The organism is Streptomyces sp. NBC_00005 (assembly GCF_045160215.1).
GTDB lineage: Bacteria > Actinomycetota > Actinomycetes > Streptomycetales > Streptomycetaceae > Streptomyces.
The window spans coordinates 8,600,233-8,624,214 of record NZ_CP108316.1; the positions used below are offsets into that span (position 1 = coordinate 8,600,233).

Below are 23,982 nucleotides of genomic sequence, written 5' to 3' on the forward strand. Positions count from 1 at the left end.
TTTAGGTGGACCAGTGACCCGTTACGCAGACATCCCCAAACCCATCCGCTCCGGCATAGTCGTAGTCGACCCCGACCGCGGCACCCCCCAGCGGGTCATCGTGCTGCAGTTCAACCCCGACACCCTGGAACGCAGCATCGCCCCCCAGTCCGCCGGAGACAGCAGCGACGGCGGCGGTGGCGGCAGCGGCGGCGGGGACAGGAACGAGGCGCTCCGCCTCAAGGGCCCCGCCGAGGAGACCTGGAAGTTCACCGCCGAGATCGACGCCACCGACCAGTTGGAGATCGCGGCGCCCGATGGCATTCACCCGCAGCTCGCGACCCTCGAGATGCTGGTGCAGCCGACCACCGCGCAGCTCCGTGCCGCGAGCCGGCTGTCGCAGAAGGGCACCATCGAGATCAGCCCGATCGAGATGCCGTTGACCCTGTTCACATGGGGGAGCAAGCGGGTCATGCCCGTACGGCTCACCGAGTTGTCCGTCAATGAGTCCGCCTTCGACGTCAACCTCAACCCCATCCGCGCCTCCCTCGGCATCGGCATGAAGATCCTCACCGTCAGCGACCTGCCCGCAGGACACCGCGGTGCCGACCTCTACATGGCGCACCTCGCGCAGAAGGAGCGGCTCGCCGCGGCCGCGCGGGGCGGCAGCCTCGGGGCCCTCGGGCTGCCGGGCGCGGACGTACTGAGCGGAAGGGGCTGAGCAGCACACCATGGCCGACATCGAGCCGTACGAGAGCGCCCTCGGGGCGATACCCGGCGCGCACCCCTATCCGCGCACCAGCCGCTACCACGACGCGGAGATCGGCGTGCACCGTCTTCCCGACGGTACCGAAGTCCGTTACGCCAAGCGCCGGTTGCTGCCCCCGCTCGACGCGCAGGAGACGCAGGAACATGTCGTGGGGGCAGGGGAGCGCCCCGACTTGCTCGCCCAACGCTTCTTCGGCGACCCCGGTCAGTGGTGGCGGATCGCCGACGCCAACCCCGTACTCGATCCGAGGGAGTTGACGGACGAGGCCGGGCAGGTCATCGACATCCCCGAGCCCGGGGGGCACCGGCGTGTCTGAACAGCCCGTGGGGCAGGGCCCCGTCCACATCACGCTTCTCATGGGGCCGAAGCTCGCCCGCCCCGTCCCGGCCGAGGTGACCGAGGCCCTGCTGTCCGCGCAGATCACCGCCACGGCCGGCGAACGCAGCGGCTTCCAGTTGGCCTTCGACCTCACCAAGACCGGCATCATCAACCAGCGGCTGCTGCCCGAGGGGTTCTTCGACCCCAAGACGCGGCTCATCGTCACCGTCAGCGTCCGGGGTACCCCCGACGTGCTCTTCGACGGGCTCATCGTGCGGCAGGAGGTCGGCGCCAGCAACCAGCCCGGCCACTCCACCCTCACCGTCACCGGTGAGGACCTCACCCTGCTCATGGACCTGGAGGAGCGCACCGCCCGGTACCCGAATCTCCCGCCCTCCGAGCGGGTGCTCGCCATCCTGCGCCGGTACTCCGACTACGGCATCCGGCCCGACGTGTACGCCGAGAAGATCGCCCAGCCCCCGCACCAGGATCTCCGCGTCCACTACCAGACCGGGACGGACCTGCAATACGTCACCGATCTCGCGCGCGCCAACGGCTACACCTTCTATCTCGAACCAGGGCCCAACCCCGGTCAATCCTCCGCCCGTTGGGGGCCCGAGGTCCGGCTCGGCATCCGGCAGCACGCCCTCAACGTCAACATGGACGCCAACACGACCGTGGACCAGCTGACGTTCGCCTACGACGGGACCGCGAGGGAAGAGCCGCAGGCACGGTGGCAGGATCCGGGGACGCGCGTGTCCACGCTGTTGCCGCAGCCGCCGATCAGTCCGCTGCGCCCGCCCCTGGGCCGCCGCCCCACCCCGGCCCTCAAGCGCAAGACCCTCTCCGGCACCGCCAAGCAGCAGCGCGAGCAGGCCGAGGCCGAACTCCTGGCCCGCGCCGCCGTCTCCGCCGACGTGGTCTCCGGGTCCGGATCGCTCGACGTCAACCGGCACGGCTACATCCTGCAGCCCCGCCAACTGGTTGGCGTGCGCGGCTCGGGACGGGCATACGACGGCGACTACTACGTCAAGTCCGTCACGCACAACCTGCGACCGGGGTCGTTCCAGCAGAACTTCACCCTCTCCAGGGAGGGGCTGGAGGCGCGCAGCGACTACGTCCGGCCGTAGCACAAAAGCCCTAACGCCCCGACACCCCAACGCCCCGACGCCCAACGACCCACCGATCAGGAGCAGTTCAGCATGGCGGCAACCGGCAATCGCTACCTCGGCAAGTTCCGCGGCCGGGTCGTGAACAACAACGACCCGCTGCGCATCGGCCGTATCACCGTCGAGGTGCCCGACGTCCTCGGTGACGAGCCGTCCACCTGGGCGCTGCCCTGCCTGCCGTTCACCGGGCCCGAGTCCGGACAGTTCGTGGTGCCGCCGCCGGGCGCTGGTGTGTGGGTGGAGTTCGAGCAGGGAGACCCCAGTTTCCCTGTGTGGACCGGGTGTTGGTACGGCGCCGCCGAGGAGCTGCCGCCCGACGCGCGCCGCGAGCTGCAGGCGAACTCGCCGAACAAGCCGGTCGTCGTGCAGACACCGGCCGCGCACAAGATCGTCATGAACGACACCGCCGGGGCCGAGCAGGGAATCCTGCTCCAGGCCCAGGGCGGCGCGTACATCCGCATCACCAAGGAAGCCGTGGTCATCGCGACCGGCGCAGGCGCCGAAATCGTGCTCCGCGGCAAGGAAGTAACCATCAACGAGGGCCAGTTGACCGTGCTCTCGAAGCGATAAGAAGACGGGGGACGCACCAAGTTGTCCGGGAGTCTGCTCGACGCCGGCGCCGTGATCGGCTGCCCGCACGGCGGCCGGGTCACCGCCGCCACCACACCCTCCGGCGGCGTGCGCATCGGGGGCGTCGCGATCGCGACGGCCACGCACGCGTACGTCGTCACCGGCTGCCCGCACACCGTCGCCGGTGTGCCCACGCCCTGCGTGTCGGTCCGCTGGACCGCCGACGGCACCGGCATCACGGTCGACGGCGCCCCCGTGCTGCTCGACACCTCGGCGGCCCAGTGCTTCAGCGCGGCCTTCGTGCCGCAGGGGCCGCCCGTCGTCCAGGCCGCCCAGCGAAAGGTCACGGTCCGATGAGCCGCCGAACCAGCCAACGCCCTCGCAGCGACATCGCGTTCCCCTTCCGCGCCGACCGCCGCGGACGCACCGCGCACGCGCCCCACGGCGAGCACGTCCACGACCTGATCGAGCAACTGCTGTTCACCAGCCCCGGCGAGCGCGTGATGCGCCCCGACTTCGGCTGCGGGCTCCTCGATCTGGTCTTCGCTCCGAACAGTCCCGAACTCGTCAGCACCCTCGAACTGTCCGTGCAGGCCTCGCTGCAGCGCTGGCTCGGCGACCTCATCGACGTGGTGGCCCTCGACATCGTGAGCGACGAGAACACCGTGCGCGTCTACCTGTCCTACGTACTGCGCGCCACCGGCACCCGTACGGACGACGTCTTCGAGGGGAGGGTCGCATGACCACCGGCACCACCACGTCCCGCCGCGCCAAGGTAAGGGCCGCTCAGCTCAACGGAGTTGACGCGGTGGAGGTGAGTGACGACGGGCTCCTGCTCACCGTCACCTTCCTCGGCAAGGCCCCGCACGGCCTCGGCCCGGAGAACGTCCGTATCGACGGCGGCCGCCGCATCACCGGCATCACGGCCGTCGACGTCAGCGTCGAACGCGAGGAGGACCCGGAACTCGACGACCGGCTCTACGTCACCCTCGACCGGGCCGGCGACACCTCGCGCTACGTGTTCGCGCTCGTCGAGACCGACCCGTACGGGCGCCCCGGCACCGAACCCTTTCGCGGCTTCGACCAGCGCTACCACCGCGCGTCCTTCTCCTTCCGGCCGGACTGCCCGACTCCCTTCGACTGCAAGGACGATGGCGAGGAGGTGCCGGACTTCCCGGACGCGCCCGTCGTCGACTACACCGCCCGCGACTACGACACCATCCGCAAACTGCTCCTCGACCGGCTCGCGCTCACCACCCCCGACTGGGTCGAGCGCAACCCCGCCGACCTGGGCGTCACGCTCGTCGAGCTGCTCGCCCACACCGGCGACCAGATCAGCTACCAGCAGGACGCGGTGGCCACCGAGGCCTACCTGGACACCGCACGCCGCCGGGTCTCCGTACGCCGTCACGTGCGGCTCATCGACTACGCGATGCACGACGGCTGCACGGCGCGTGCCTACGTCACCGTCCGGACCACCGGCGACACCACCCTCGCGCCGGGCACCTTCCGCTTCGCCTCCGTCGACGTGCGCACCCTCGACCCGCACGACCGGCCCGAACCGGGCACGGTGATCGACGAGATCGACCTCGGCGACCTGGACGAGCGCGGCTCGGTCGAGGTCTTCGAACCGGTCCTCGCCGCCGACCCGTTGGAGCTGAAGGTCGCGCACAACGCGATCCGTCTGTGGACCTGGGGAGGCGAGGTGTGCACCCTGCCCAAGGGCGCCACCTCGGCCACCCTGCGCGACGAGTGGGACGACCCGGAGACCTGTCGGGACCGTCGACTCGCCCTGAGTCCCGGCGAGTTGCTCGTCCTGGAGGAGGTGAAGGGCCCGCGCACCGGCACCCCCGGTGACCGGGACCCCAGCCACCGCCAGGCCGTACGCCTCACCTCCGTCACCCCCGGCATCGACCGCATCGAGGACCAGCCGGTCCTGGAGGTCACCTGGGCCGCCGAGGACGCCCTGCGCTTCCCCCTCTGCCTGACCACGCGCGGCGGCCGCGACTGCCTGCCCGTCGACGACGTGACCGTGGCCCGCGGCAACGTCGTCCTCGTCGACCACGGCCGCACCCTCACCGGACTCCCCGAGACGGCCACCGTGCCGCCCGAGCCGGCCGTCGTCGCCCCCTGCGACCCTCCCGCCTTCGGCTGCTACGACCGCGAAGAGGGCAACGCCCCTGCTCGTCTCATCAACTCCCTTACGGACAAGGCGGAGAGCGGGGAAGCACTCGTACCCGACGACGTCCGCGAACTGTTCGAGGTGGTCGGCGAGCCGGCGACCGTACGCTCCGGACTCGGTCTGGAGCGCGCCGGGCAGCGGCACGAACGCGTGGTGCCCGGCACGGCGTACGCCCAGGCGGCCGCCCTGCGCACGCTGCTCGCGCAGTCCGTGTATCCGGGCATCGCACCTCGCTTCCGCCCGGTGCTCGGCCGTTCCCCGGTCGTCCAGGCGGTGCCGTTCCCGGATGCGCGGATCGTGGCTTGTGGGCAGGCCGAGCGCATCGCCGCTATCCCGGGGCGGGTGCGGCAGCGGCTCGTCGAGCTGTGGCGCAGCGCCCGCGACCGCGACGGACTCGCCGACGAGGAAATCGACGAACTGACCGTCATCTACGGCCTGAAGGTCATCGAGCGGTTCGAACTCCGTACGCATCCCGTCCGCGCCCTGCGTGAACTCCTGCACAAGAACGACGAGTTGCTCGACACGAAACTGCGCCGGGTGGAGATCCTCGCCTCCCGGGCCCGCGCGGGCACGGTCCTCGACGGGCACATCGCCTGGGAGATCGCGCACAGTTGGGGCCCGGCGTACGCGGCCGGACTGCACCCCGACGAGCCGGTGCTCCGAGGTTCCGCGAGCGCCGCGCTCGGCCAGGACCCACGCGAGGCGCTCCCCGCCGTACGCGTCGAGGACGGCGACCTGACCTGGGTGCCGCGCCCCGACCTGTTCCACAGCGGTCCCCGCGACCGGCACTTCGTCGGCGAACTGGAGGACGACGGCCGCCTCGCCCTGCGCTTCGGCGACGCCCGGCACGGCGCGAAGCCCGCACCGGGCCACCGGCTCGCCCTGCACTACCGGCTCGGCGGCGGCATCGCGGGCAACGTCGGCGCGGAGGCCATCAACCACCTGGTCATCCAGAGCGACTGCGACCATCCGCCGGCCGCCGTGGTCCGCAACCCGCTGCCCGCCACCGGCGGTGTCGAGCCCGAACCCGTCGAGCAGGCACGCCAGTTGGCCCCGCTCGACCTGCGCCGCACCCGCCTTCGTGCGGTCACCGCCGAGGACTACGCCGCCCTTGCCGCGGAGCTGCCCGGCGTACAGCGCGCCGCCGCGGAGATCCGCTGGACCGGCAGCGCCCAGGAGGCGCACGTCGCGATCGACGCTTACGGCAGCGCAGAGCCGTCGCCCGAACTGCTCGCCCAGGTGGGGCAGTCCCTGGAGGCGTACCGGCGTATCGGCCACGACCTGGTGGTCGGCCCCGCCCGCCTGGTGCCGCTCGACATCGCGCTGAGCGTGTGCGCCGCGCCCGGCCATCAGCACGGGCAGATCCTGGCCGAGCTGTACCGGGTGCTGGGCAGCGGCCGCCTCGCGGGCGGTCGGCTCGGGTTCTTCCACCCGGACGCGCTGACCTTCGGTGAACCCGTACGGCTGAGCCGACTGGTCGCCGTCGCCGCCGCGGTACTGGGCGTGCAGAGCGTGCAAGTCACCCGCCTGCGGCGGCTGTTCGAGCAGGACCGAGGAGAGAGGGAGGACGGCGTGCTGCGGCTCGGCCCGCTGGAGATCGCCACCTGCGACAACGACCCGGACCGGCCGGAGAACGGCCAGCTGGCGATATCCCTGGGAGGTGCCCGATGACCGCGACCGACGCATGCACGTGCGGCGGCGCCTGCCGCGGCGGCCACGACGAGCGCCTCGCGCCCGCCCCGCTGCACAATCCGCCCGGCCGCACCGCCCTCGACTACCGCGTCGGCCAGTACGGCTCCTTCCTGGCGGCCCTGCTCGACCGGCTCGCCTCACCGGCGTACCCGGCACTCGACCGCCTGACCGTCCGCACGCCCGACGACCCGGCGATCGGCCTGCTCGACGCCACGGCCGTCCTCGGCGACCTGCTCACCTTCCACTCGGAGCGGATCGCCGACGAGGCCTACGTCCGTACGGCGAACGAGCACCGCTCACTGGTGCTGCTCGGTCGGCTCGTCGGCCACCGCCCGCGGCCGGGTGTCGCCGCCGCCACCCACCTCGCGTACACCCTCGAACGCGACCCGCGCGCCGAGGCGTTGCCCGTGCTGATCCCACGCGGCGCGCGCACCCACAGCGTGCCCGCATCCGCCGACGAGGAGTCCCTGACCTTCGAGACCAGCCGGGACCTCACGGCCCGCTGGGACTGGAACGAGCTGAAGGTGCGCAGGCGCCGCCCGTCCCTGGTCACGCCCGAGGATCTGGAGCGCCGCTCCGAACTCTTCGTCGAGGGCACCACCAACTCCCTGCAGACCGGCGACCAGTTGCTGTTCGTCTTCGGTGAACAGGCGGGCGGGGAGCGCAAGTTGCTGCCCGTATCGGGCGTACGCATCGACCGGGACGACGACATCACGGCGATCACCCTGCCGAAGTCGGCCCCGGCCACGCTGAAGGAGCTCGTCGACGAGGTGCAGCGGTGGATCGCCGAGCCCACAGCACCCGGCGAGCCGGGCGATGAGCCGCCCACGCCCGAGGTGCCCAACCCGCGCCCGGTCAGCCGGCTGATCGAGGACTTCGAGGACCAGGTCCTGACTCCGCTCGGTGCGGCTCTGGACGAGGTGAAGACACCCGAGAGCCTCGCGACCTGCCTAGCGGAGCCCGTAGCCCGCCTCGGCGAGGCGCAGGTGCTTGCCACGCCGTGGGAGGACGTCGCTGGCTGGTTCGAGCAGCTGCAGGCGGTACTCGCCGAACTCGCCGAGCGTGCGCTGGAGTTGGCGCCCGCACGGACCACGGACACGGTCAGTGCGAAGGCAGCGGTGGCCACCGACCCCCGTGACGCCGCCTTCCGTGCCTTGGCCGCAGTCCTCCCCGCCCTTGGCGCCCAGACCCCCGCCCCGCCGTCCGGCACCGGCGCCCAGCTCCCCGGCACGGACACCGCCCGCCTCCTCGCGGCCCTCAACCCCGGCCTCGCGGGCCTCTACCCGGCCTGGCGCAAGGCGGCGGCCGCCGCCCCCGGCACCGCCCAGCTCCTCCGCGACCTGCTCGCGATGCGGGTCACCGCCGCCCCCTTCGGCGCCACGGCCCCGCTCAAGCCGGTCCAGGACGACAAGGGCCGCGTCATCCGCAGCGCGGACTGGCCGCTCACGGGGGCCGAGCTGACCGGCATGCGGGTCGTCTACGACACCGCGGGCAAGGCGCCGGTCCGGGCGGAGTTCCAGTACGTCGAGGGCAACAGCTCCGACCAGCGGGCGGTGACCCTGCCGCTCACCCAGCAGGTCAGCTTCGCGCTCGGACCGGGCCAGGTCGACCTGTCGACCCGCGCCGCCCAGGACCGCGACCTGAGCTGGCTCACCCGACGCCCCGCCGATTCCCAGGAGCCGGGCGTCACCGTCCGCCTGCGCGACGGACTGCCCGACCGCACCCTGTTCGTGTCCCGTCCCGACGACGACGGCCTGATCCACATCGGCATCAACAACGGCACGGCACAGGAGATCTCCCTGCGGCCGGGCGCCACCGAGCAGTTCACCCACGGCGAGTACGAGGTGAGCCTGCGCTACACGGTGGGCAGCACCGAGCCCAACGTCGAGATCGTCATCGCCAGCAAGCCCGCGCCCGTCAACCGGCGCGTGCTGCAACTCGACACCGTGCACACCGGCATCACCGTCGGCAGCTGGGTCGCCGTCCAGCGTCCCGCCAAGGGCGCCCAGGACGGCATACCCGGCGACGCCAAGCTCGCGTTCGTCACCACCCAGGTCGTTTCGGCGCGTACGGCGGCGTACACCAACTACGGCATCACCGGCCGCGGCACCGAACTCACCCTCGCCGACCCCTGGTTGGACGAGTTCGACGTCCTGCTGTCGCACATCCGCGACACCACCGTGTACGCGGCGGGCGAGCCACTGCGCCTGGCGGACGAGCCGCTCGGCGAGGAGGTGCACGGCAACGAGATCGAACTCGCCGAGCTGTACGACGGGTTGGGCGTCGGACGCCTCCTCGTCGTCACCGGCGAGCGCAGCGACATCCCCGGGACGACCGGCGTCACCGCCACCGAGGTCGTCACGATCGCCGCCGCCGACGCGACCGTGGACCCGCAACTGCCCGGGGACCGCGTCCACACCCACCTCACCCTGACCACCGACCTCGCCCACCGCTACCACCGCGAGACGGTCCGCATCCTGGGCAACGTGGTCGAGGCCACCCACGGCGAGAGCCGCGAGGAGGCCATCGGCAGCGGCGACTCGGACCGCACGAACCAGACCTTCGCGCTCTGGCAGTCCCCGCTGACCTGGCTCGCCGACGACAACCCCCTGGGCGCCACACCGGTGTTGGAGATCCGCGTCGACGGCGTGCTCTGGCACGAGGTCGACAGCCTCGCCGGACGCGGCCCGCGCGAGCGCGTCTACATCACCGGCACCGCCTCCGACGCCCGCACGACGGTCACCTTCGGCGACGGCATCCACGGCGCCCGCCTGCCCAGCGGTCACGAGAACGTCCACGCCCGCTACCGCTTCGGCACCGGCAAGGCCGCCAACGTCCCCGCCGACCGCCTCACCCAGCCCCTCACCCGCCCGCTCGGCGTCACCGCCGTCACCAACCCCCGCCCGGCGACGGGCGGCGCGGACGCGGACGGTCCCGGTCTGACCCGCCGGACGATCCCACTGGCCGTCTCCGCTCTCGACCGGCTCGTCTCGGCGGCCGACTACGAGGACTTCGCCCGCTCCCGGGCCGGCATCGGCCGGGCCGCCGCACGCGAACTCTTCGACGGGCGGCGGCGCGTGCTGCACGTGACGGTCGCGGGCACCGATGACGTGCCCCTGGACGGCGACTCGGACACCCTGCGCGCCCTGCGCGGGGCGCTCACCGAGTACGGCGACCCCAACCTGACCGTCCGCGTGGACGTACGCGAACTGGTCCTGCTGCTCGTCGCCGCCAAGGTGAAGGTCGCTCCTGATTACTCCTGGGAATTCGTCGAGCCGAGGCTGCGGCAGGCGCTGCGCACCCGACTCGGGTACGAGGGACGGGAGCTGGGGCAACCCGCCCGCCTCTCCGACCTCCTCGCCACGGCCCACACCGTGCCCGGCGTCGACTACGTGGACGTCGACGTCTTCACCGGCGTCCCCGCGTCCGCCACCCCGGAAGAGCTCGCCGCGCTGCTCACCGACCCCGGCGCCCCGAAGGCCTCCGTACCGGCCCACCAGGCGACGTACGACGAGAAGGTCCACACCGTCCGCGACGCGAACGGCGAGACCCTGTCGGCCGTCTGCGCTCGCTACGGCATCCCGCTCGCCGAACTCCTGCGCCTCAACCCCGACATCACCGACACCCGGCGCCTGGCGAAGGGCCGGACGGTGTTCGTCTTCCGCGGCATCCGCCCCGCCCAGCTCGCCCTGCTGTCACCCCGGGCCGCCGACACCCTCATCCTGACGGAGGTCAAGTGATGTCTGTGCATTTGACGGATGTCCAGTTCGACACCCAAGCCCCCGCGACATCCCGGGAACCCGACGGCCTCGCCGCCCTGCTGCCTCGCTGGCACCTCCTGCGCGACGCCGAGGAGGGCGAGCCGCTGCGCGCGCTGCTCGCCGTGATCGCCGAGCAGCTCGACCGGGTCCGCGACGGCGTCGAGCAGGGCTACGAGGACCTGTTCGTGGAAACGGCGGCCCCCTGGGTGCTGCCGTACCTCGGCGATCTCGTCGGCTACCGCACCCTGCCCGGCTACGAACGCGTCCTCACCACGGGCCTGCACGAGGGCGGACGTGCCGCGCTCGCCGAGGCCGTCGCGCCGCGCGCCGACGTGGCGGCCACCGTCGCCAACCGCCGCCGCAAGGGCACGCTGCATCTCCTGGAGGAGATCTCCGAGCAGGTCGCCGGCTGGCCCGCGCGGGCCGTCGAGCTGTCGCACCTCGTCGCCCACAACCAGTCGGTGAAGCTGTACCGGGACTCGGACAGGGGCCGCACCCTCGACCTCCGGGACGGCTCCGCGCTCGCGCTGACCGGCACGCCCTTCGACACGGGTGCCCGCACGGTCGACATCCGCCGCGCCAACTCGGCCAGGAAGCAAGGCGGTTGGACCCCGGCGGGAGTCGCCCTCTTCGTCTGGCGGCTCAAGGCGTACGCGCTGACCTCCTCCCCGGCGTACTGCATCGACCGCGCCCGCAACCTCTACACGTTCTCGATCCTCGGCAACGACAGCCCCCTCGTCACCAAGCCGGTCCCGGAGCCGTCGCCGACCCACATCGCCACCGTCGACAACGTCCCCGCCTTCATCACCCGCCGCCTGCTCCACGACCGGCTCCTCGACTACTACGGCCCCGGCAAGAGCTTCGTCATCCGCCGCGACGGCGAGGACAAGCCCGTACCGCCGTCCGACATCGTGGTCACCGACCTGTCCGACTGGCGCTACCGGCCGCGGCGCGGCCAGGTCGCCGTCGACCCCGAGCTCGGACGGATCGCGTTCGGGGCACGTTCGGCGCCCCGGCAGGGTGTGTGGGTGGACTACCACTACGCGTACGGCGCCGACATGGGCGGCGGCGAGTACGAGCGGCCGGACCGAGTGGACCGGCCCGACGCCGCGTTCTACCGGGTCGGACCCAGGCAGCCGTACCGCCAGATCATGGACGCCTACCGGGCCTGGCAGCACGACCGCCGGGCCGACCGCACCGGCCCCGACGGCATCATCGAGATCACGCACAGCGGCGCCTACCAGGAGCAGCTGGACTTCGACCTCGACCCCGGCGACCGCCTGGAGCTGCGGGCGGCCGAGGGCACGCGGCCGGTGATCCGCCTGCTCGACTGGTACAGCAACCGGCCCGACGCCCTCAACATCCGTGCGGTGAACGACGATTGTGCCCCGCACGAGCGGCCCCGCATCGTCCTCGACGGACTGCTGGTCGCGGGGCGCGGCATCAACGTCACCGGCCCGATGGGGGCCGTGGTCCTACGGCACAGCACCCTCGTCCCCGGCTGGTCCCTGGAGCCCGAGTGCGAGCCGCACTCGCCCGACGAACCCAGCATCGTCCTGGACCGCACCACCGCCTGCCTGCAGATCGAGCACAGCGTCCTCGGCACCATCGAGGTCATCGGCGACGAGGTGAGCGAGGACCCCCTCGACATCCACCTCCGCGACAGCATCCTGGACGCCACAGGACACGACCGCGAGGCGCTGTCCGCCCCGGACTGCCGCCACGCCCACGCCGTGCTGCACGTGCACCGCACGACCGTCATCGGCGAAGTCCACACCCATGCAGTGGAGATCGCCGAGAACTCGATCTTCACGGGCAAGCTGCACGTGGCCCGGCGCGGCATCGGCTGCCTGCGCCACTCGTACGTCCCCGCCGGCTCCCGCACGCCACGAAGGCACCGCTGCCAGCCCGATCTCACACCGGGCGTACGGCCGTTGTTCGCCGCCGTGCGCTACGGGACGCCCTGGTACGGGCAGTTGGCCGATCGCGGCCCGGAGGAACTCCGGCGCGGCGCGGACGACGGTGCCGAGATGGGCGCCTTCCACGACCTCTACCGGCCGCAGCGCGAGGACGGTCTGCGCGCGCGGCTCGCCCAGTACACGCCCGCGGGCGCCGACGCCGGGATCTTCTTCGTGACATGAGCAGTGCCGCCGTACGACTCACCCGCACTTTCCTGAACCAGGGGGACCCCCTTCATGCACGCTGATCTCTCCCGTCTCACGTTCCACCCGGAGCGGCACTACTCCGCGGTCGTCGCCCAGCAGGGCCGCGTCCAGCTCGACGCCGACGCCAACGAGCAGACCGCGATCCAGCTCCACCAGGCCCGCACCCTCGCCGCCGACCTGATCGGCCGCTACGGCGGTCCGCGCGACGCGGCGGGCTTCCGCATCGAGTACGTGGGCGGCAAGCACGACATCGACACCCTCTACATCCACGGCGGCCGCTACTACGTCGACGGCATCCTGCTCGACGCGGACCGCCCGGCGCCGGGTACGCCCGTGCCAGATGAGGACGCGGAGGAGACCGAGGACACCGCCACCCCGCCCTCGTACTGGACCTACTGGGACCAGCCCGACGCCTTCCGCGACCCGGAGAAGCCCGGCGACCGCCTGCCGTCGCCCGCGCAGTCGCCGTTCGTGGTGTACCTCAACGTGTGGGAGCGCTCGGTGAACGCGGCCGAGGACCCGGCGCTGCGCGAGGTCGCACTCGGCGCGGCGATGCCGGACACCGCGGCCCGCGTCAAGGTGCTCTGGCAGGTCCTGCCGCTGTCCCTCACCGAGCTGGCGATAGAAGACGCCGACCCGTCGAAGGAAGTGGTCCGCGCCGCCTTCGAGAAGTGGGCGCAGCGCCAGACGGCGGACACCGCCCGGCTCGCCGCCCGCAGCGAGCGGCCCGACCACGCCGACGAGGACCCGTGCCTGGTCAAGCCGGACGCCCGCTACCGCGGACCGGAGAACCAGCTGTACCGGGTCGAGGTCCACGCCGGCGGCGCGCTGAAGGACGCCACCTTCAAGTGGTCCCGCGAGAACGGCTCCGTCGTCTTCCCGGTCGACGAACTCGACGGCACCTGGGTGCAGTTGGCGTCGCTCGGCCACGACGACAAGCTGGACCTGGACGTCGGCGACCACGTCGAGTTCACCGACACCGCGTACTCCTCCCGCCTGGAAGCCCTGCCCCTGCTGCGAGTTGAAGAACTCGACCTGCCGGGCCGCCGCGTCCGCCTGTCCGCCGAGCCCGACGAGAGCGTCGGCCGGCTGCCCGACCTGAACCCGTTCCTGCGTCGCTGGGACCACCACGAGGGTCCGAAGCGCAAGGGCCGTACGGCAGCCCTGAAGGGCGGTGCCGTCCCCGTCACGGAGGGGGAGTGGCTGCCCCTGGAGGACGGCGTGGAGGTGTACTTCGCCAAGGGCGGCGCGTACCGCACCGGCGACCACTGGCTGATCCCCGCCCGCACCGCAACCGGCAGCGTCGAATGGCCGGCCGACCCGGCACGCCGCCCGCTGCTCCGGGGCCCCGCCGGCATCGTCCGCCACTTCGCCCCGCTGGCCCTGGTCAAGGGCGAGGAGAGCGCCGTCGACCTCCGCCTCGCCTTCGGCCCGCTGGCCAGCAGCATCCCGGCCGCGGACGAGAAGACCCTCGCGGCGGAGGAGCAGGCACGCCGTGAGGAGCTCGCGGCCGAGGACCCCTCGCACGGGAGGTCACAGACCACCGCGGAAGCGGAGGCCGCCGTGGAAGGAGACGAGTGATGGCGACACCCCTGAGCGCGTCCAAGCTCCTGGAGATCCTGCGCAAGGAGGGCCTGACGGTCCACGAGGTGCGCAACTGGCGCAGCCACAACCGCAATACGAAGGGCCCGTGGGGCCCGGTGAACGGCGTGATGATCCACCACACCGTCACCTCGGGCACGGACGCCTCCGTGAACATCTGTTACAACGGCTACTCCGGCCTGCCGGGACCGCTGTGCCACGGCGTCATCGACAAGAAGGGCGAGATCCACCTCGTCGGCAACGGCCGTGCCAATCATGCGGGGTTGGGCGACAGCGACGTCCTGCGCGCCGTCGTCGACGAGTCGAAGCTGCCGCACGACAACGAGGCCGACACCGACGGCAACCGGCACTTCTACGGCTTCGAGTGCATCAACCTCGGTGACGGCAAGGACCCTTGGCCCGAGGCGCAGAAGGAGGCCATCGAGAAGGTGTCCGCCGCGATCTGCCGCCACCACGGCTGGAGCGAGCGGTCCGTCATCGGCCACAAGGAGTGGCAGCCGGGCAAGCAGGACCCGCGCGGCTTCACGATGGACGGGATGCGCAAGCGGATCGCCGAACGGCTGGCCGGCAAGGGCGGCGGGGGCGGCGACAAGGACCCCGACCCGAAGCCCACGCCGACCAAGCCCTCGTACGCGCCGTTCCCGGGCGCCGGCTTCTTCCACGACGGCCAGAAGTCCCCGGTCATCACGGCCATGGGCCGGCGACTGGTCGCCGAGGGGTGCAACCACTACGACGAGGGGCCGAGCCCCGAGTGGACGGACGCCGACCGCGACTCCTACAAGGCCTGGCAGCGCAAGCTCGGCTTCAAGGGCAAGGACGCCGACGGCATCCCGGGCAAGGTCAGCTGGGACAAGCTGAAGGTCCCGGCGTCCTGACGACGGCCGGCCCGCCCGCCTACGCCGGCCCGGCGTTGGTGGGCGGGTGCGTCGGACGGGCCGGAAACCGGGCCTCCGGCTGCGGCTGCGGCAGGGGCGGCAGCGCCGCGCCGTACACCCAGGCGGCGAACACGTCGTCCAGCGACTCGTCCGCGAACCGGTTGGCGTGGGCGATGAGCGTCGAGGTCGTCACGGCCCCGCTCCGGTGCAGCCCCGCCCAGGCGCGCAGCATGCGGAAGAAGGCGTCGTCGCCCATCGCGCAGCGCACCGCGTGCAGGGTCAGACCGCCGCGCTCGTAGAGACGGTCGTCGAACATCAACTTCCGCCCCGGGTCGGCCAGTCGGAGATCCTGCGGCTGCGAGGACAGCAACCGGTGGGCGGCGGCGGCCCGTTGCTGCGCACTGCGCCCGCCGGACCGCTCCGACCACAGCCACTCGGCGTACTTGGCGAACCCCTCGTTCAGCCATATGTGCCGCCAGTCCGCGATGGACACGCTGTTGCCGAACCACTGGTGCGCCAGCTCGTGCGCGACCAGCCGCTCCGAACCCCGGGCCCCGTCCACGTGATTGGCGCCGAACAGCGACAACCCCTGTGCCTCGACGGGGACATCGAGCTCCTCGTCGGTCACCACGACCGCGTACTCATCGAACGGGTAGGGGCCGAACAGCTCCTGGAACAGGTCCATCATCTGCGGCTGCCGCGCGAAGTCGCGGGAGAACTCCGGCAGCAGGTTCGCCGGGATGTGCCCGTGCTGCGGCACCCCGCCCGGCCCCGGGTCGCCCAGCAGCACCGTCTGGTACTTGCCGATCGCCAGCCCCACCAGATAGCTCGACGTGGGCGCCGACTGCTCGTACACCCAGGTCGTGGTGGACGCCTTCGTCGTACGGGTCAGCAGCCGGCCACCCGCCACCACCGCGTACGCGGACGGCGTGGTGATCGAGATCTGGTACGACGCCTTGTCGGCGGGCCGGTCGTTGCACGGGTACCAGGACGGCGCCCCGATCGGCTGGCTCGCTACCAGCGCGCCGTCCTCCAGCTCCTCCCAGCCGAGCCCGCCCCAGGGACTGGAGACCGGCTTGGGATTGCCCGACCAGTGCACCTCCACCGTGAAGGCGGCACCGGGGCGGACCGGCTTGGCCGGACGGATCCGGAGCCGGCCGCCACGGTGCGTGTAGTGCGGCTGTCTGCCGTCGACCCGGACCCGCCCGATCTTGAAGTCGGACAGGTTGAGCGTGAACTCGGTGAGCGGGGACCGGCCCGCGATCGCGTTGATGCGGGCGCTCCCGGCCAGCCGGTTCGGGCCCGGGCGGTAGTCGAGCGTGAGCTCGTACCGGTGCACCCGGTAGCGGGCATCACCGTGCTCCGGGAAGTACGGGTCCGACCCCGCCGACTGCTGAACTGCCACTGCCGTTTCTGCTCCCTGCGCTGTCTCGCCACTCCCTGTCGCCGGTGCGACGCCCACCGACTCCGAGTGGCCCGCGCTCAGGGGCGCCATGCCTCGATCGGGTTGCCGAGCCAACGGGTGTCGTCGGGGACGGACTCCGCGGCCATGACGAGCGACGCGGGACCCAGCGTGGTGCGGGCCCCGATCGTGCTGCCGGGCAGCACGATCCCGCCAGGGCCCAGCGTGGCACCCTCACGGAGAACAACAGTATCCGTCCGCAAGATCCGGTCGTGGAAGAGGTGGGTCTGCAGGACGCAGCCGCGGTTCACGGTGGCCGCGTCCTCCAGGGTCACCAGGTCGGTCTCGGGCAGCCAGTAGCTCTCCACCCACACGCCCTTGCCGATCTTGGCGCCCAGGCCGCGCAGCCACGCGGTCATCACCGGCGTACCCGGCACGGAACCGGCCAGCCAGGGCACGGCCACGACCTCGACGAAGGTGTCCGCGAGCTCGTTGCGCCACACGAAGCTGCTCCACAGTGGGTGCTCACCGGTGCGGTGCCGCCCGACGAGCAGCCACTTGGCGACGAACGAGACGACAGCGGCCGCGGCGCCCGTGCTGAGCAGCACCAGACCGGAGAGCAGGGGAGCCCAGGGCCCGAGCAGGCACAGTGCCGCCACCGTCAGCACGGCAAGACCGGCCGAGCAGAACACCGGCACGATCCGGAACAGCTCCACAAGACCGCGCGCCCACAGCAGCCGCGCCGGCGGGTCGTACGTCAGACTCTGGTCGCCCGTCTCGGCGCTGCGCGGCAGCTTCACCGGCGGCAGCCCCAGATACGAGCTGCCCTTCTTCGCCTTCTTCGGCGTCGCCGACAGCACCCCGACGAGCCCGCCGTCCGGCACGCTCCGCCCCGGCGCCGTCATCCCGGAGTTCCCGAGGAACGCCCGCCGCCCGATCTCCGCACGCCCGATCCGCATCCAGCCGCCACCGAGCTCGTACGGCGCCGTCAGCGTGTCGTCGGCCAGGAACGCGCCCTCGCCGACCGTCGTCAGACTCGGCAGCGCCAGCACCGTGGACACCTCGGCGCCCCGCCCGATCCGCATCCCGAGCAGCCGCAGCCACACCGGCGTGACCAGCCCGGCGTACAGCGGGAACAGCGTCTCCCGCGAGCGGTCCATCAGCTGCGTGACCGTCCAGGCCTGCCAGCCGATCCGGCTGTGCGTGGGGTGCGTACCCTCACGCAGGCCGAGGCTCAGCAGTCGTACGGCGACCAGGATCAGCAGCGCGTACGCCAGCCCGAACGCCAGCGTCGCCGGAATCAGGGCGAGCGCGACACCGCGCACGGGCGCGTCCGCGTCGATCAGGGCGTACGCCACGAGGAACGCGGCGGCGCCCGCCAGCAGCGGCAGCGCGGAGAGCGCGAGGCCCGTCAGGCCGTACATCACGCGCCAGTACGTGCCGCGCTGCGGGCGCTCCTTGGGCCAGTTCCGCTTGGCCTTGCCGAGCTTGACCGCGGGCGCGCCGGCCCAGCGCTGACCGGTGGGAATCTGCCCGGTGACGGCGGAACCGGGGGCCACTTCGGCCCGCTTTCCGACACGGGAGCCCGGGAAGAGGATGCTGCGGGTGCCGACGGTGGCATGCCCGCCGACCCGGACGGTGCCGATCTCCAGCCGGTCGCCGTCCAGCCAGTACCCGGACAGGTCGACCTCGGACTCGACGGCCGCGCCCCGGCCCAGCCTGAGCAGGCCGGTGACCGGCGGCAGCGAGTGCAGGTCCACGTCCTGTCCGACCTTGGCGCCCAGCGCCCGCGCGTACCGCTCCAGCCAGGAGCCGGTCAGCGAGGTCGCCCCGCTGAACTCGGCCAGCCGCTCGGCGGTCCACAGCCGCAGATGGACGCTGCCGCCGCGCGCGTACTGGCCGGGCCCGACACCCCGCAGCAGCAGCCGCGCCCCGCCCGCGGCGATCGCGAGCCTGCCGGGCGGGCTGAACAGCAGGACGGCACCGGCCGCGACCAGCCACCAAGGGGCGGTCGGCAGCCAGGAGTAGGCGGGCAGCAGGTTCCCGAGGGCGGCCAGCGCGACCGTCCAGCGCAGCCCGAGCAGGGTGAACAGGGGGACGAGCACCAGGAGTTGGATCACCTTGGCGCGCGTCGGCACCGGGGCGATCACGCGAGTGGCCCCGTCGCCCTGGGACGACTCCTCCAGGTGGCGGGCCAGCTTGCGCAGGGTGGGCTTCTGGTAGATGTCGACGACGGCGGCGCTCGGGTAGCGGGTGCGCAGCCTCGTCGTCAGCTGGGCGGCGGCCAGGCTGCTGCCGCCGATCGCGAAGAAGTCGTCACGGGCACTGGAGACGGGGATGCCGAGGACTTCCGTCCACTGCTCGGCCAGCCACGCCTCGGTGCCGTAGAGCTGCTCGGCCGGACCGCCGGTCTCCAGGCCCTCCAGGGGCCAGGGGAGAGCGTTGCGGTCGACCTTGCCGGACGTGCGGGTCGGGAGGTCCTCGACCGGCGCGATCAGCGGGACGAGGGCGGCGGGCAGCGCGGCGCGCAGCTTCTCCACCGCGGTCGCCCGGTCCCAGCCGTCCTGGGTGACGACGTAGCCGACGAGCAGCTGGTTGCCGCTGCGGGCGGTGCGCACGGCGGCGGCAGCACCCGCGACTCCGGGCAGCCCCTGCAGCGCGGCATCCACCTCGCCGAGCTCGATCCGGCGCCCGCCGAGCTTGATCTGCTCGTCGGCGCGCCCGAGGAAGACCAGTCCTTCCGGCTCGGCCTTGACGAGGTCACCACTGCGGTACGCCCGCTCCCAGCCCAGCGACTCCAGCGGCGCGTACTTCTCAGCGTCCTTCTCGGCGTCGAGGTATCGCGCGAGCCCCACGCCACCGATCACCAACTGCCCACTGGCGCCCATCGCCACGGGCTCGCCGGCCTCGTCGACGACGGCCAGCTCATAGCCGTCCAGCGGCAGCCCGATCCGGATGGGCTCCTCGCCGGACATGAGCGAGGCACAGGCCACGACGGTGGCCTCGGTGGGCCCGTACGTGTTCCAGACCTCACGCCCCTCCGTCACCAGCCGCTGCACCAGCTCGGGCGGGCAGGCCTCACCGCCGAAGATCAGCAGACGTACGTCGTTGAGGGTCTCCGGCTCCCACAGGGACGCCAGCGTGGGCACCGTCGAGACGACGGTGATCTCCTGCTCGACCAGCCAGGGCCCGAGGTCGGCCCCGCTGCGGACCTGCGACCGGGGCACAGGCACCAGACAGGCCCCGTACCGCCACGCCAGCCACATCTCCTCGCAGGACGCGTCGAAGGCCACGGACAGCCCCGCCATGACCCTGTCACCCGGACCGATCGGGTCCTCGGTCAGGAACAGCGCGGCCTCGGCGTCCACGAACGCGGCGGCACTGCGGTGACTGACGGCGACGCCCTTGGGCTTCCCGGTGGAACCGGAGGTGAAGATGATCCACGCGTCGTGCTCCACGCCGGGCCGGGCGGCGGGGACATCGCTGCGCCCGTTGAGGGTGAGTCCGTGCCCCGTGCCGATGACAGCCCGGACGTCCGCTTCCCCGAACACCAGCTCGGCCCGCTCGTCCGGGTCCTCGGCGTCCACGGGCACATAGGCGGCACCGGCGGCCAGTACGGCGAGGATCGCGACGTACAGCGCATTGGTGCCGGACGGCACGCGCACGCCCACCCGGTCACCGAGCCCGACCCCGGCCGCCCCGAGCCGCCGCCGCAGCTGCTCCACCTCGGCGGCCAGCGCACGATACGTGAGCCGCGTGGTGCCGTCGTCCAGGGCGAGCTCGTCCGGGTACGACCGCACGGACGCATCGAAGATGTCCACGAGCGTGCGCGGAGAGGCCGCCTGACCTCCGGAAAAACGTGCGGTGTCGCCGAACTGCTGGTGGATCTCTGCGCTGAGCTCTACGTCGAGCAGACCGAGAGCACTGCTCTCGTGTATGGCTGCCATCCGGTCCTCGCGTCTCGATCCCGGAAGCCTCCGGGGCGCTGGCGGGCCCGCAGGTCTGCCTGGGGTTGTCCGGGTCCAGCTCCGTAACAAGCCGGAAATTTTAGTACGACGCTAGGTTCCGGGCGGCTGATCGGCCACTCGGGACGTTTGTCCGGGGCGGTGGGGAGTGGGTGCGGGCCGCTGTGACCTGCGGTTTTCACTCCGGGGAGAGATGCCCCACACGGTGCGTGAAGAGAGCTCCGCGGCTCGGAAACGACGAAGATCCCCGACCGCTGAGCGGCCGGGGATCTTCGGCTGGTGTCCGAGGGGGGACTTGAACCCCCACGCCCGTTAAAGGGCACTAGCACCTCAAGCTAGCGCGTCTGCCATTCCGCCACCCGGACAAGGTGTCTGTCGTGCGGGGTTTCCCCGCGGCGACGAGGGAAACATTACCAGGCTTTCCAGGGGCCCCTGGTCACCCCCCGTGCGGCGTGAACGGCGTGTGACGGGCCGGGTCCGGTCTTGGGGTGCGGCCGGGGAGAGAGGGAGGATGAGGGGAACCACCAGCAGTGACAGCGGGAGGAAGCAGCGTGAGCGAGACGGACACGGCCAGGGGCATCACCGGCGAGGACGAGGTCGTGGACCTCTGCCGCGAGCTGATCCAGATCGACACCAGCAACTACGGCGACCACTCGGGTCCCGGTGAGCGCAAGGCGGCCGAGTACGTCGCCGAGAAGCTCGCCGAGGTGGGTCTCGAACCGAAGATCTTCGAGTCGCACCCGGGCCGGGCCTCCACGGTGGCCCGCATCGAGGGCGAGGACCCGTCGCGGCCCGCGCTGCTCATCCACGGCCACACCGACGTCGTACCGGCCAATGCCGACGACTGGACCCACCACCCCTTCTCCGGCGAGGTCGCCGACGGGTGCGTGTGGGGACGGGGCGCCGTCGACATGAAGGACATGGACGCGATGACCCTGGCGGTCGTGCGTGACCGGCTGCGCAGCGGGCGCAGGCCCCCGCGGGACATCGTCCTCGCCTTCCTCGCCGACGAGGAGGCGGGCGGCAAGTTCGGCGCCCGGCACCTCGTCGAGAACCATCCCGACCTCTTCGAGGGCGTCACCGAGGCGATCAGCGAGGTGGGCGGCTTCTCGTTCACGGTCAACGAGCAGCGGCGGCTCTATCTGATCCAGACGGCCGAGAAGGGCATGCACTGGATGAAGCTGACCGTGGCCGGCACGGCCGGGCACGGGTCGATGATCCACCGCGACAATGCGATCACCGAGCTGTCGGAGGCCGTCGCACGGCTCGGGCGGCACAAGTTCCCGGTCCGCGTGACCAAGACGACCCGGGCTTTCCTCGACGACCTCGGCGACGCGCTCGGCACCGAGCTGGACCCGGAGGACATGGAGGGGACCCTGGCCAGGCTCGGCGGCATCGCCAAGCTGATCGGCGCGACCCTGAGCAATACGGCCAACCCCACCCAGCTCGGCGCGGGCTACAAGGTCAACGTCATCCCGGGCGAGGCCACGGCGCACGTCGACGGGCGCTTCCTGCCCGGCTTCGAGGAGGAGTTCCTCGCCGACCTGGACAAGATCCTCGGACCCAAGGTGAAGCGCGAGGACGTCCACTCCGACAAGGCCCTGGAGACCTCCTTCGACGGGGCGCTGGTGGACGCCATGCAGTCCGCGCTGGTCGCCGAGGACCCGGCCGCCAGAGCGGTCCCGTACATGCTCTCCGGCGGCACGGACGCCAAGTCCTTCGACGACCTGGGCATCCGCGGCTTCGGCTTCGCACCGCTCAAGCTGCCCCCCGAGCTGGACTTCGCGGGCATGTTCCACGGTGTCGACGAGCGGGTGCCGGTGGACGGCCTGAAGTTCGGTGTGCGCGTGCTCGACCGTTTCATCGACGCGTCCTGAACGCTTTTGGCGTCCGGTATTCGCCCAGTGAAACGAAACTTCAATAATCGGGCGCCCGTGCGGTATTGACTGAAAAGAGTGAATGCGACGATAAGCTCGTAGCCTCATTACTCCCTCCTCGTTACATCTCATGTGATCCGCTACTTGGGATCGCATTGCCAACAAGGAGGAATAATGATCAAGAAGGTCGTCGCCGCTGCGGCTGCCACTGGTGGTCTGGTTCTCGCGGGTGCGGGCCTGGCCGTCGCCGACTCGGGTGCTCAGGGTGCCGCGGTGCACTCCCCGGGCATCGTTTCCGGCAACGTTGTTCAGGTGCCTGTTCACGTCCCGGTGAACGTCTGCGGCAACACGGTCTCCGTGATCGGGCTGCTGAACCCCGCCTTCGGCAACACCTGCATCAACAAGTGACGTCGACCCGCTGAGGGTCGCTCACGCCCGTCGGCTCCGGAGCGCGCGCCATGCGCCCCGGGGCCGACCGGCCTTTGTCGCGAATTTCTTCGCGAGGTTCCAGGTCACTAACGAAGGCAAGGGAATTCAGTTATGCGACAGGTCACCCGCAAGGGCCTGATGACCGTGGCCGCGGCGACCGGGGTGCTCGCCGCCGCGGGCGGCTATGCCCACGCCGACTCGGGCGCGAGCGGCTCCAGCTCGGACTCGCCCGGCGTGCTGTCCGGCAACACGGTGCAGGTGCCGGTGCACGTGCCGGTGAACGTCTGCGGCAACACGGTCAATGTCGTCGGGATCCTCAACCCGGCGATCGGCAACACATGCGCCAACAAGGGCGGCGGCAGCGGCTCGTCCGGCGGACACGGGGGCTCCGGTCACGGAAGCTCCGGCGGTGGGTCCCAGGCCGGCGGGCACGCCAGTGACTCGCCCGGTGTCGGCTCGGGCAACCACGTCCAGGTCCCGGTCGACGTGCCGGTCAACGTGTGCGGAAACAGCGTCGACATCGTCGGCGTCGGCAACGCCGCCAAGGACAACGACTGCACCAACGGCGGCAGTTCGGGCGGCGGGCACACGACGCCTCCGGGAGGTGGCGGCGAGACGACGCCGCCCGGCAACCCCGGCACTCCCGGCCACCCGGGCAAGCCCACCGAGCCCGGTCACCCCGGCACCCCGAGCACGCCGCCCAGCACGGGTGGCGAGACGCCGGGCGGTTCCTCGCACGCCAACCACCCGGGTGCCCAGTCGGTCACCCAGCCCCAGGGCACCGCGCAGCTCGCGCACACCGGCAGCGAACTGCCGCTGGGTCTCATGCTCCCCGTGGGTGCGGGGGCGCTGCTGGCGGGCGCGGTCATGTACCGCAAGGCGCGCGCTTCGGCGTAAACCGCCCACATCGACGTGAAGCACCGCGAACTTCCCCCGCGGTGCGCAGAACGGAGCGGGCCCCGCCCTGGCGGGGCCCGCTCCGTTTCCGTCGTCTCCGTCGTCGCCTCAGCTCACCACGTGGCTCGCACCTGGCGGATGATCCGCCGGCGCAACCGCACCCTGCGGCTACCGTCGCGCAGCAGGCTCAGACGGTCCAACTCCCAGTGTCCGTACTCGGCATGGTCCGTCAGCAGGCGTGTGGCGTCCTTGCGGGAAACCCCGCGCGGTACGTACACGTCGACAAATTCGTATTCCGGCATCGCATCTATTGTGCGGGCTGGGGCCCGG

General features: G+C 71.7%; 17 protein-coding genes and 1 tRNA gene. 14 read left to right on the forward strand and 4 right to left on the reverse strand.

Annotated elements, in window-relative coordinates:
- The first annotated feature begins 13 nt into the window (after positions 1–13).
- From OG303_RS39280 to OG303_RS39330, 11 genes are all read left to right on the forward strand, one after another.
- Complete coding sequence (locus tag OG303_RS39280) at positions 14–700, forward strand: hypothetical protein (protein ID WP_405874624.1); 687 nt, start codon at positions 14–16, stop codon at positions 698–700.
- A 10-nt stretch (positions 701–710) separates the two neighbouring features.
- Entirely contained in the window at positions 711–1,064 is a 354-nt protein-coding gene (locus OG303_RS39285; RefSeq protein WP_405874626.1) for a LysM peptidoglycan-binding domain-containing protein, read from the forward strand.
- Positions 1,057–2,196 carry a hypothetical protein gene (locus OG303_RS39290; protein ID WP_405874628.1) on the forward strand — a complete coding sequence of 380 codons (1,140 nt, stop codon included), beginning with the start codon at positions 1,057–1,059 and terminating at the stop codon, positions 2,194–2,196. The genes OG303_RS39285 and OG303_RS39290 overlap by 8 nt, the downstream gene beginning before the upstream one ends.
- A gap of 72 nt (positions 2,197–2,268) precedes the next feature.
- Positions 2,269–2,805: a phage baseplate assembly protein V gene (locus OG303_RS39295; protein ID WP_405874630.1), complete on the forward strand. Its 537-nt coding sequence runs from the start codon at positions 2,269–2,271 to the stop codon at positions 2,803–2,805.
- 21 nt (positions 2,806–2,826) lie between these two features.
- Positions 2,827–3,162 carry a hypothetical protein gene (locus OG303_RS39300; protein WP_405874632.1) on the forward strand — a complete coding sequence of 112 codons (336 nt, stop codon included), beginning with the start codon at positions 2,827–2,829 and terminating at the stop codon, positions 3,160–3,162.
- Positions 3,159–3,548 (forward strand): GPW/gp25 family protein, encoded by a 390-nt coding sequence (locus tag OG303_RS39305; RefSeq protein ID WP_405874634.1) that lies wholly within the window; start codon positions 3,159–3,161, stop codon positions 3,546–3,548. Before OG303_RS39300 ends, OG303_RS39305 begins: the two co-directional genes overlap by 4 nt.
- A complete protein-coding gene (locus tag OG303_RS39310; RefSeq protein WP_405874635.1) occupies positions 3,545–6,658 on the forward strand; it encodes a putative baseplate assembly protein in 3,114 nt (1,037 codons plus the stop codon). The genes OG303_RS39305 and OG303_RS39310 overlap by 4 nt, the downstream gene beginning before the upstream one ends.
- The gene (locus OG303_RS39315) at positions 6,655–10,419 is read left to right on the forward strand and encodes a putative baseplate assembly protein (protein ID WP_405874637.1); all 3,765 of its coding nucleotides are present in this window, start codon (positions 6,655–6,657) and stop codon (positions 10,417–10,419) included. The genes OG303_RS39310 and OG303_RS39315 overlap by 4 nt, the downstream gene beginning before the upstream one ends.
- A complete protein-coding gene (locus OG303_RS39320) occupies positions 10,419–12,581 on the forward strand; it encodes a hypothetical protein (RefSeq protein ID WP_405874639.1) in 2,163 nt (720 codons plus the stop codon). The genes OG303_RS39315 and OG303_RS39320 overlap by 1 nt, the downstream gene beginning before the upstream one ends.
- A gap of 54 nt (positions 12,582–12,635) precedes the next feature.
- On the forward strand, positions 12,636–14,186 hold the full coding sequence (locus tag OG303_RS39325; protein ID WP_405874640.1) for a DUF6519 domain-containing protein: 1,551 nt from the start codon (positions 12,636–12,638) through the stop codon (positions 14,184–14,186).
- Positions 14,186–15,082 carry a peptidoglycan-binding protein gene (locus tag OG303_RS39330; protein WP_405874641.1) on the forward strand — a complete coding sequence of 299 codons (897 nt, stop codon included), beginning with the start codon at positions 14,186–14,188 and terminating at the stop codon, positions 15,080–15,082. The genes OG303_RS39325 and OG303_RS39330 overlap by 1 nt, the downstream gene beginning before the upstream one ends.
- 19 nt (positions 15,083–15,101) lie before the next feature.
- Here OG303_RS39330 and OG303_RS39335 read toward each other — a convergent pair whose 3' ends face one another.
- From OG303_RS39335 to OG303_RS39345, 3 genes are all read right to left on the reverse strand, one after another.
- Positions 15,102–16,487 (reverse strand): M1 family metallopeptidase, encoded by a 1,386-nt coding sequence (locus tag OG303_RS39335; protein ID WP_405874643.1) that lies wholly within the window; start codon positions 16,485–16,487, stop codon positions 15,102–15,104.
- A gap of 77 nt (positions 16,488–16,564) precedes the next feature.
- A complete protein-coding gene (locus OG303_RS39340; protein ID WP_405874645.1) occupies positions 16,565–20,431 on the reverse strand; it encodes a Pls/PosA family non-ribosomal peptide synthetase in 3,867 nt (1,288 codons plus the stop codon).
- 295 nt (positions 20,432–20,726) lie between these two features.
- Positions 20,727–20,814: transfer RNA gene (locus OG303_RS39345), tRNA-Leu, on the reverse strand.
- A gap of 186 nt (positions 20,815–21,000) precedes the next feature.
- Here OG303_RS39345 and OG303_RS39350 point away from each other — a divergent pair.
- From OG303_RS39350 to OG303_RS39360, 3 genes are all read left to right on the forward strand, one after another.
- A complete protein-coding gene (locus tag OG303_RS39350; protein WP_405874647.1) occupies positions 21,001–22,326 on the forward strand; it encodes a M20/M25/M40 family metallo-hydrolase in 1,326 nt (441 codons plus the stop codon).
- A gap of 174 nt (positions 22,327–22,500) precedes the next feature.
- Positions 22,501–22,734, forward strand: coding sequence for a chaplin ChpH (gene chpH / locus OG303_RS39355; RefSeq protein WP_061921333.1), 234 nt, complete (start codon positions 22,501–22,503; stop codon positions 22,732–22,734).
- Between the two features lie 132 nt (positions 22,735–22,866).
- On the forward strand, positions 22,867–23,652 hold the full coding sequence (locus OG303_RS39360) for a chaplin (protein ID WP_405874648.1): 786 nt from the start codon (positions 22,867–22,869) through the stop codon (positions 23,650–23,652).
- Positions 23,653–23,765: 113 nt separating this feature from the next.
- On the opposite strand, the gene OG303_RS39365 is transcribed toward OG303_RS39360, so the two are convergent.
- Complete coding sequence (locus OG303_RS39365; protein ID WP_005485166.1) at positions 23,766–23,954, reverse strand: DUF5703 family protein; 189 nt, start codon at positions 23,952–23,954, stop codon at positions 23,766–23,768.
- Positions 23,955–23,982: the final 28 nt, after the last annotated feature.

What these genes read in the sequence shown, in the direction of transcription:
- OG303_RS39285 (WP_405874626.1), top strand. Translation starts at nt 711, where the DNA reads ATGGCCGACATCGAGCCGTACGAGAGCGCCCTCGGGGCGATACCCGGC.
- OG303_RS39295 (WP_405874630.1), top strand. Translation starts at nt 2,269, where the DNA reads ATGGCGGCAACCGGCAATCGCTACCTCGGCAAGTTCCGCGGCCGGGTC.
- OG303_RS39305 (WP_405874634.1), top strand. Translation starts at nt 3,159, where the DNA reads ATGAGCCGCCGAACCAGCCAACGCCCTCGCAGCGACATCGCGTTCCCC.
- OG303_RS39310 (WP_405874635.1), top strand. Translation starts at nt 3,545, where the DNA reads ATGACCACCGGCACCACCACGTCCCGCCGCGCCAAGGTAAGGGCCGCT.
- OG303_RS39315 (WP_405874637.1), top strand. Translation starts at nt 6,655, where the DNA reads ATGACCGCGACCGACGCATGCACGTGCGGCGGCGCCTGCCGCGGCGGC.
- OG303_RS39320 (WP_405874639.1), top strand. Translation starts at nt 10,419, where the DNA reads ATGTCTGTGCATTTGACGGATGTCCAGTTCGACACCCAAGCCCCCGCG.
- OG303_RS39325 (WP_405874640.1), top strand. Translation starts at nt 12,636, where the DNA reads ATGCACGCTGATCTCTCCCGTCTCACGTTCCACCCGGAGCGGCACTAC.
- OG303_RS39330 (WP_405874641.1), top strand. Translation starts at nt 14,186, where the DNA reads ATGGCGACACCCCTGAGCGCGTCCAAGCTCCTGGAGATCCTGCGCAAG.
- OG303_RS39340 (WP_405874645.1), bottom strand. Translation starts at nt 20,431, where the DNA reads ATGGCAGCCATACACGAGAGCAGTGCTCTCGGTCTGCTCGACGTAGAG.
- chpH (WP_061921333.1), top strand. Translation starts at nt 22,501, where the DNA reads ATGATCAAGAAGGTCGTCGCCGCTGCGGCTGCCACTGGTGGTCTGGTT.
- OG303_RS39360 (WP_405874648.1), top strand. Translation starts at nt 22,867, where the DNA reads ATGCGACAGGTCACCCGCAAGGGCCTGATGACCGTGGCCGCGGCGACC.
- OG303_RS39365 (WP_005485166.1), bottom strand. Translation starts at nt 23,954, where the DNA reads ATGCCGGAATACGAATTTGTCGACGTGTACGTACCGCGCGGGGTTTCC.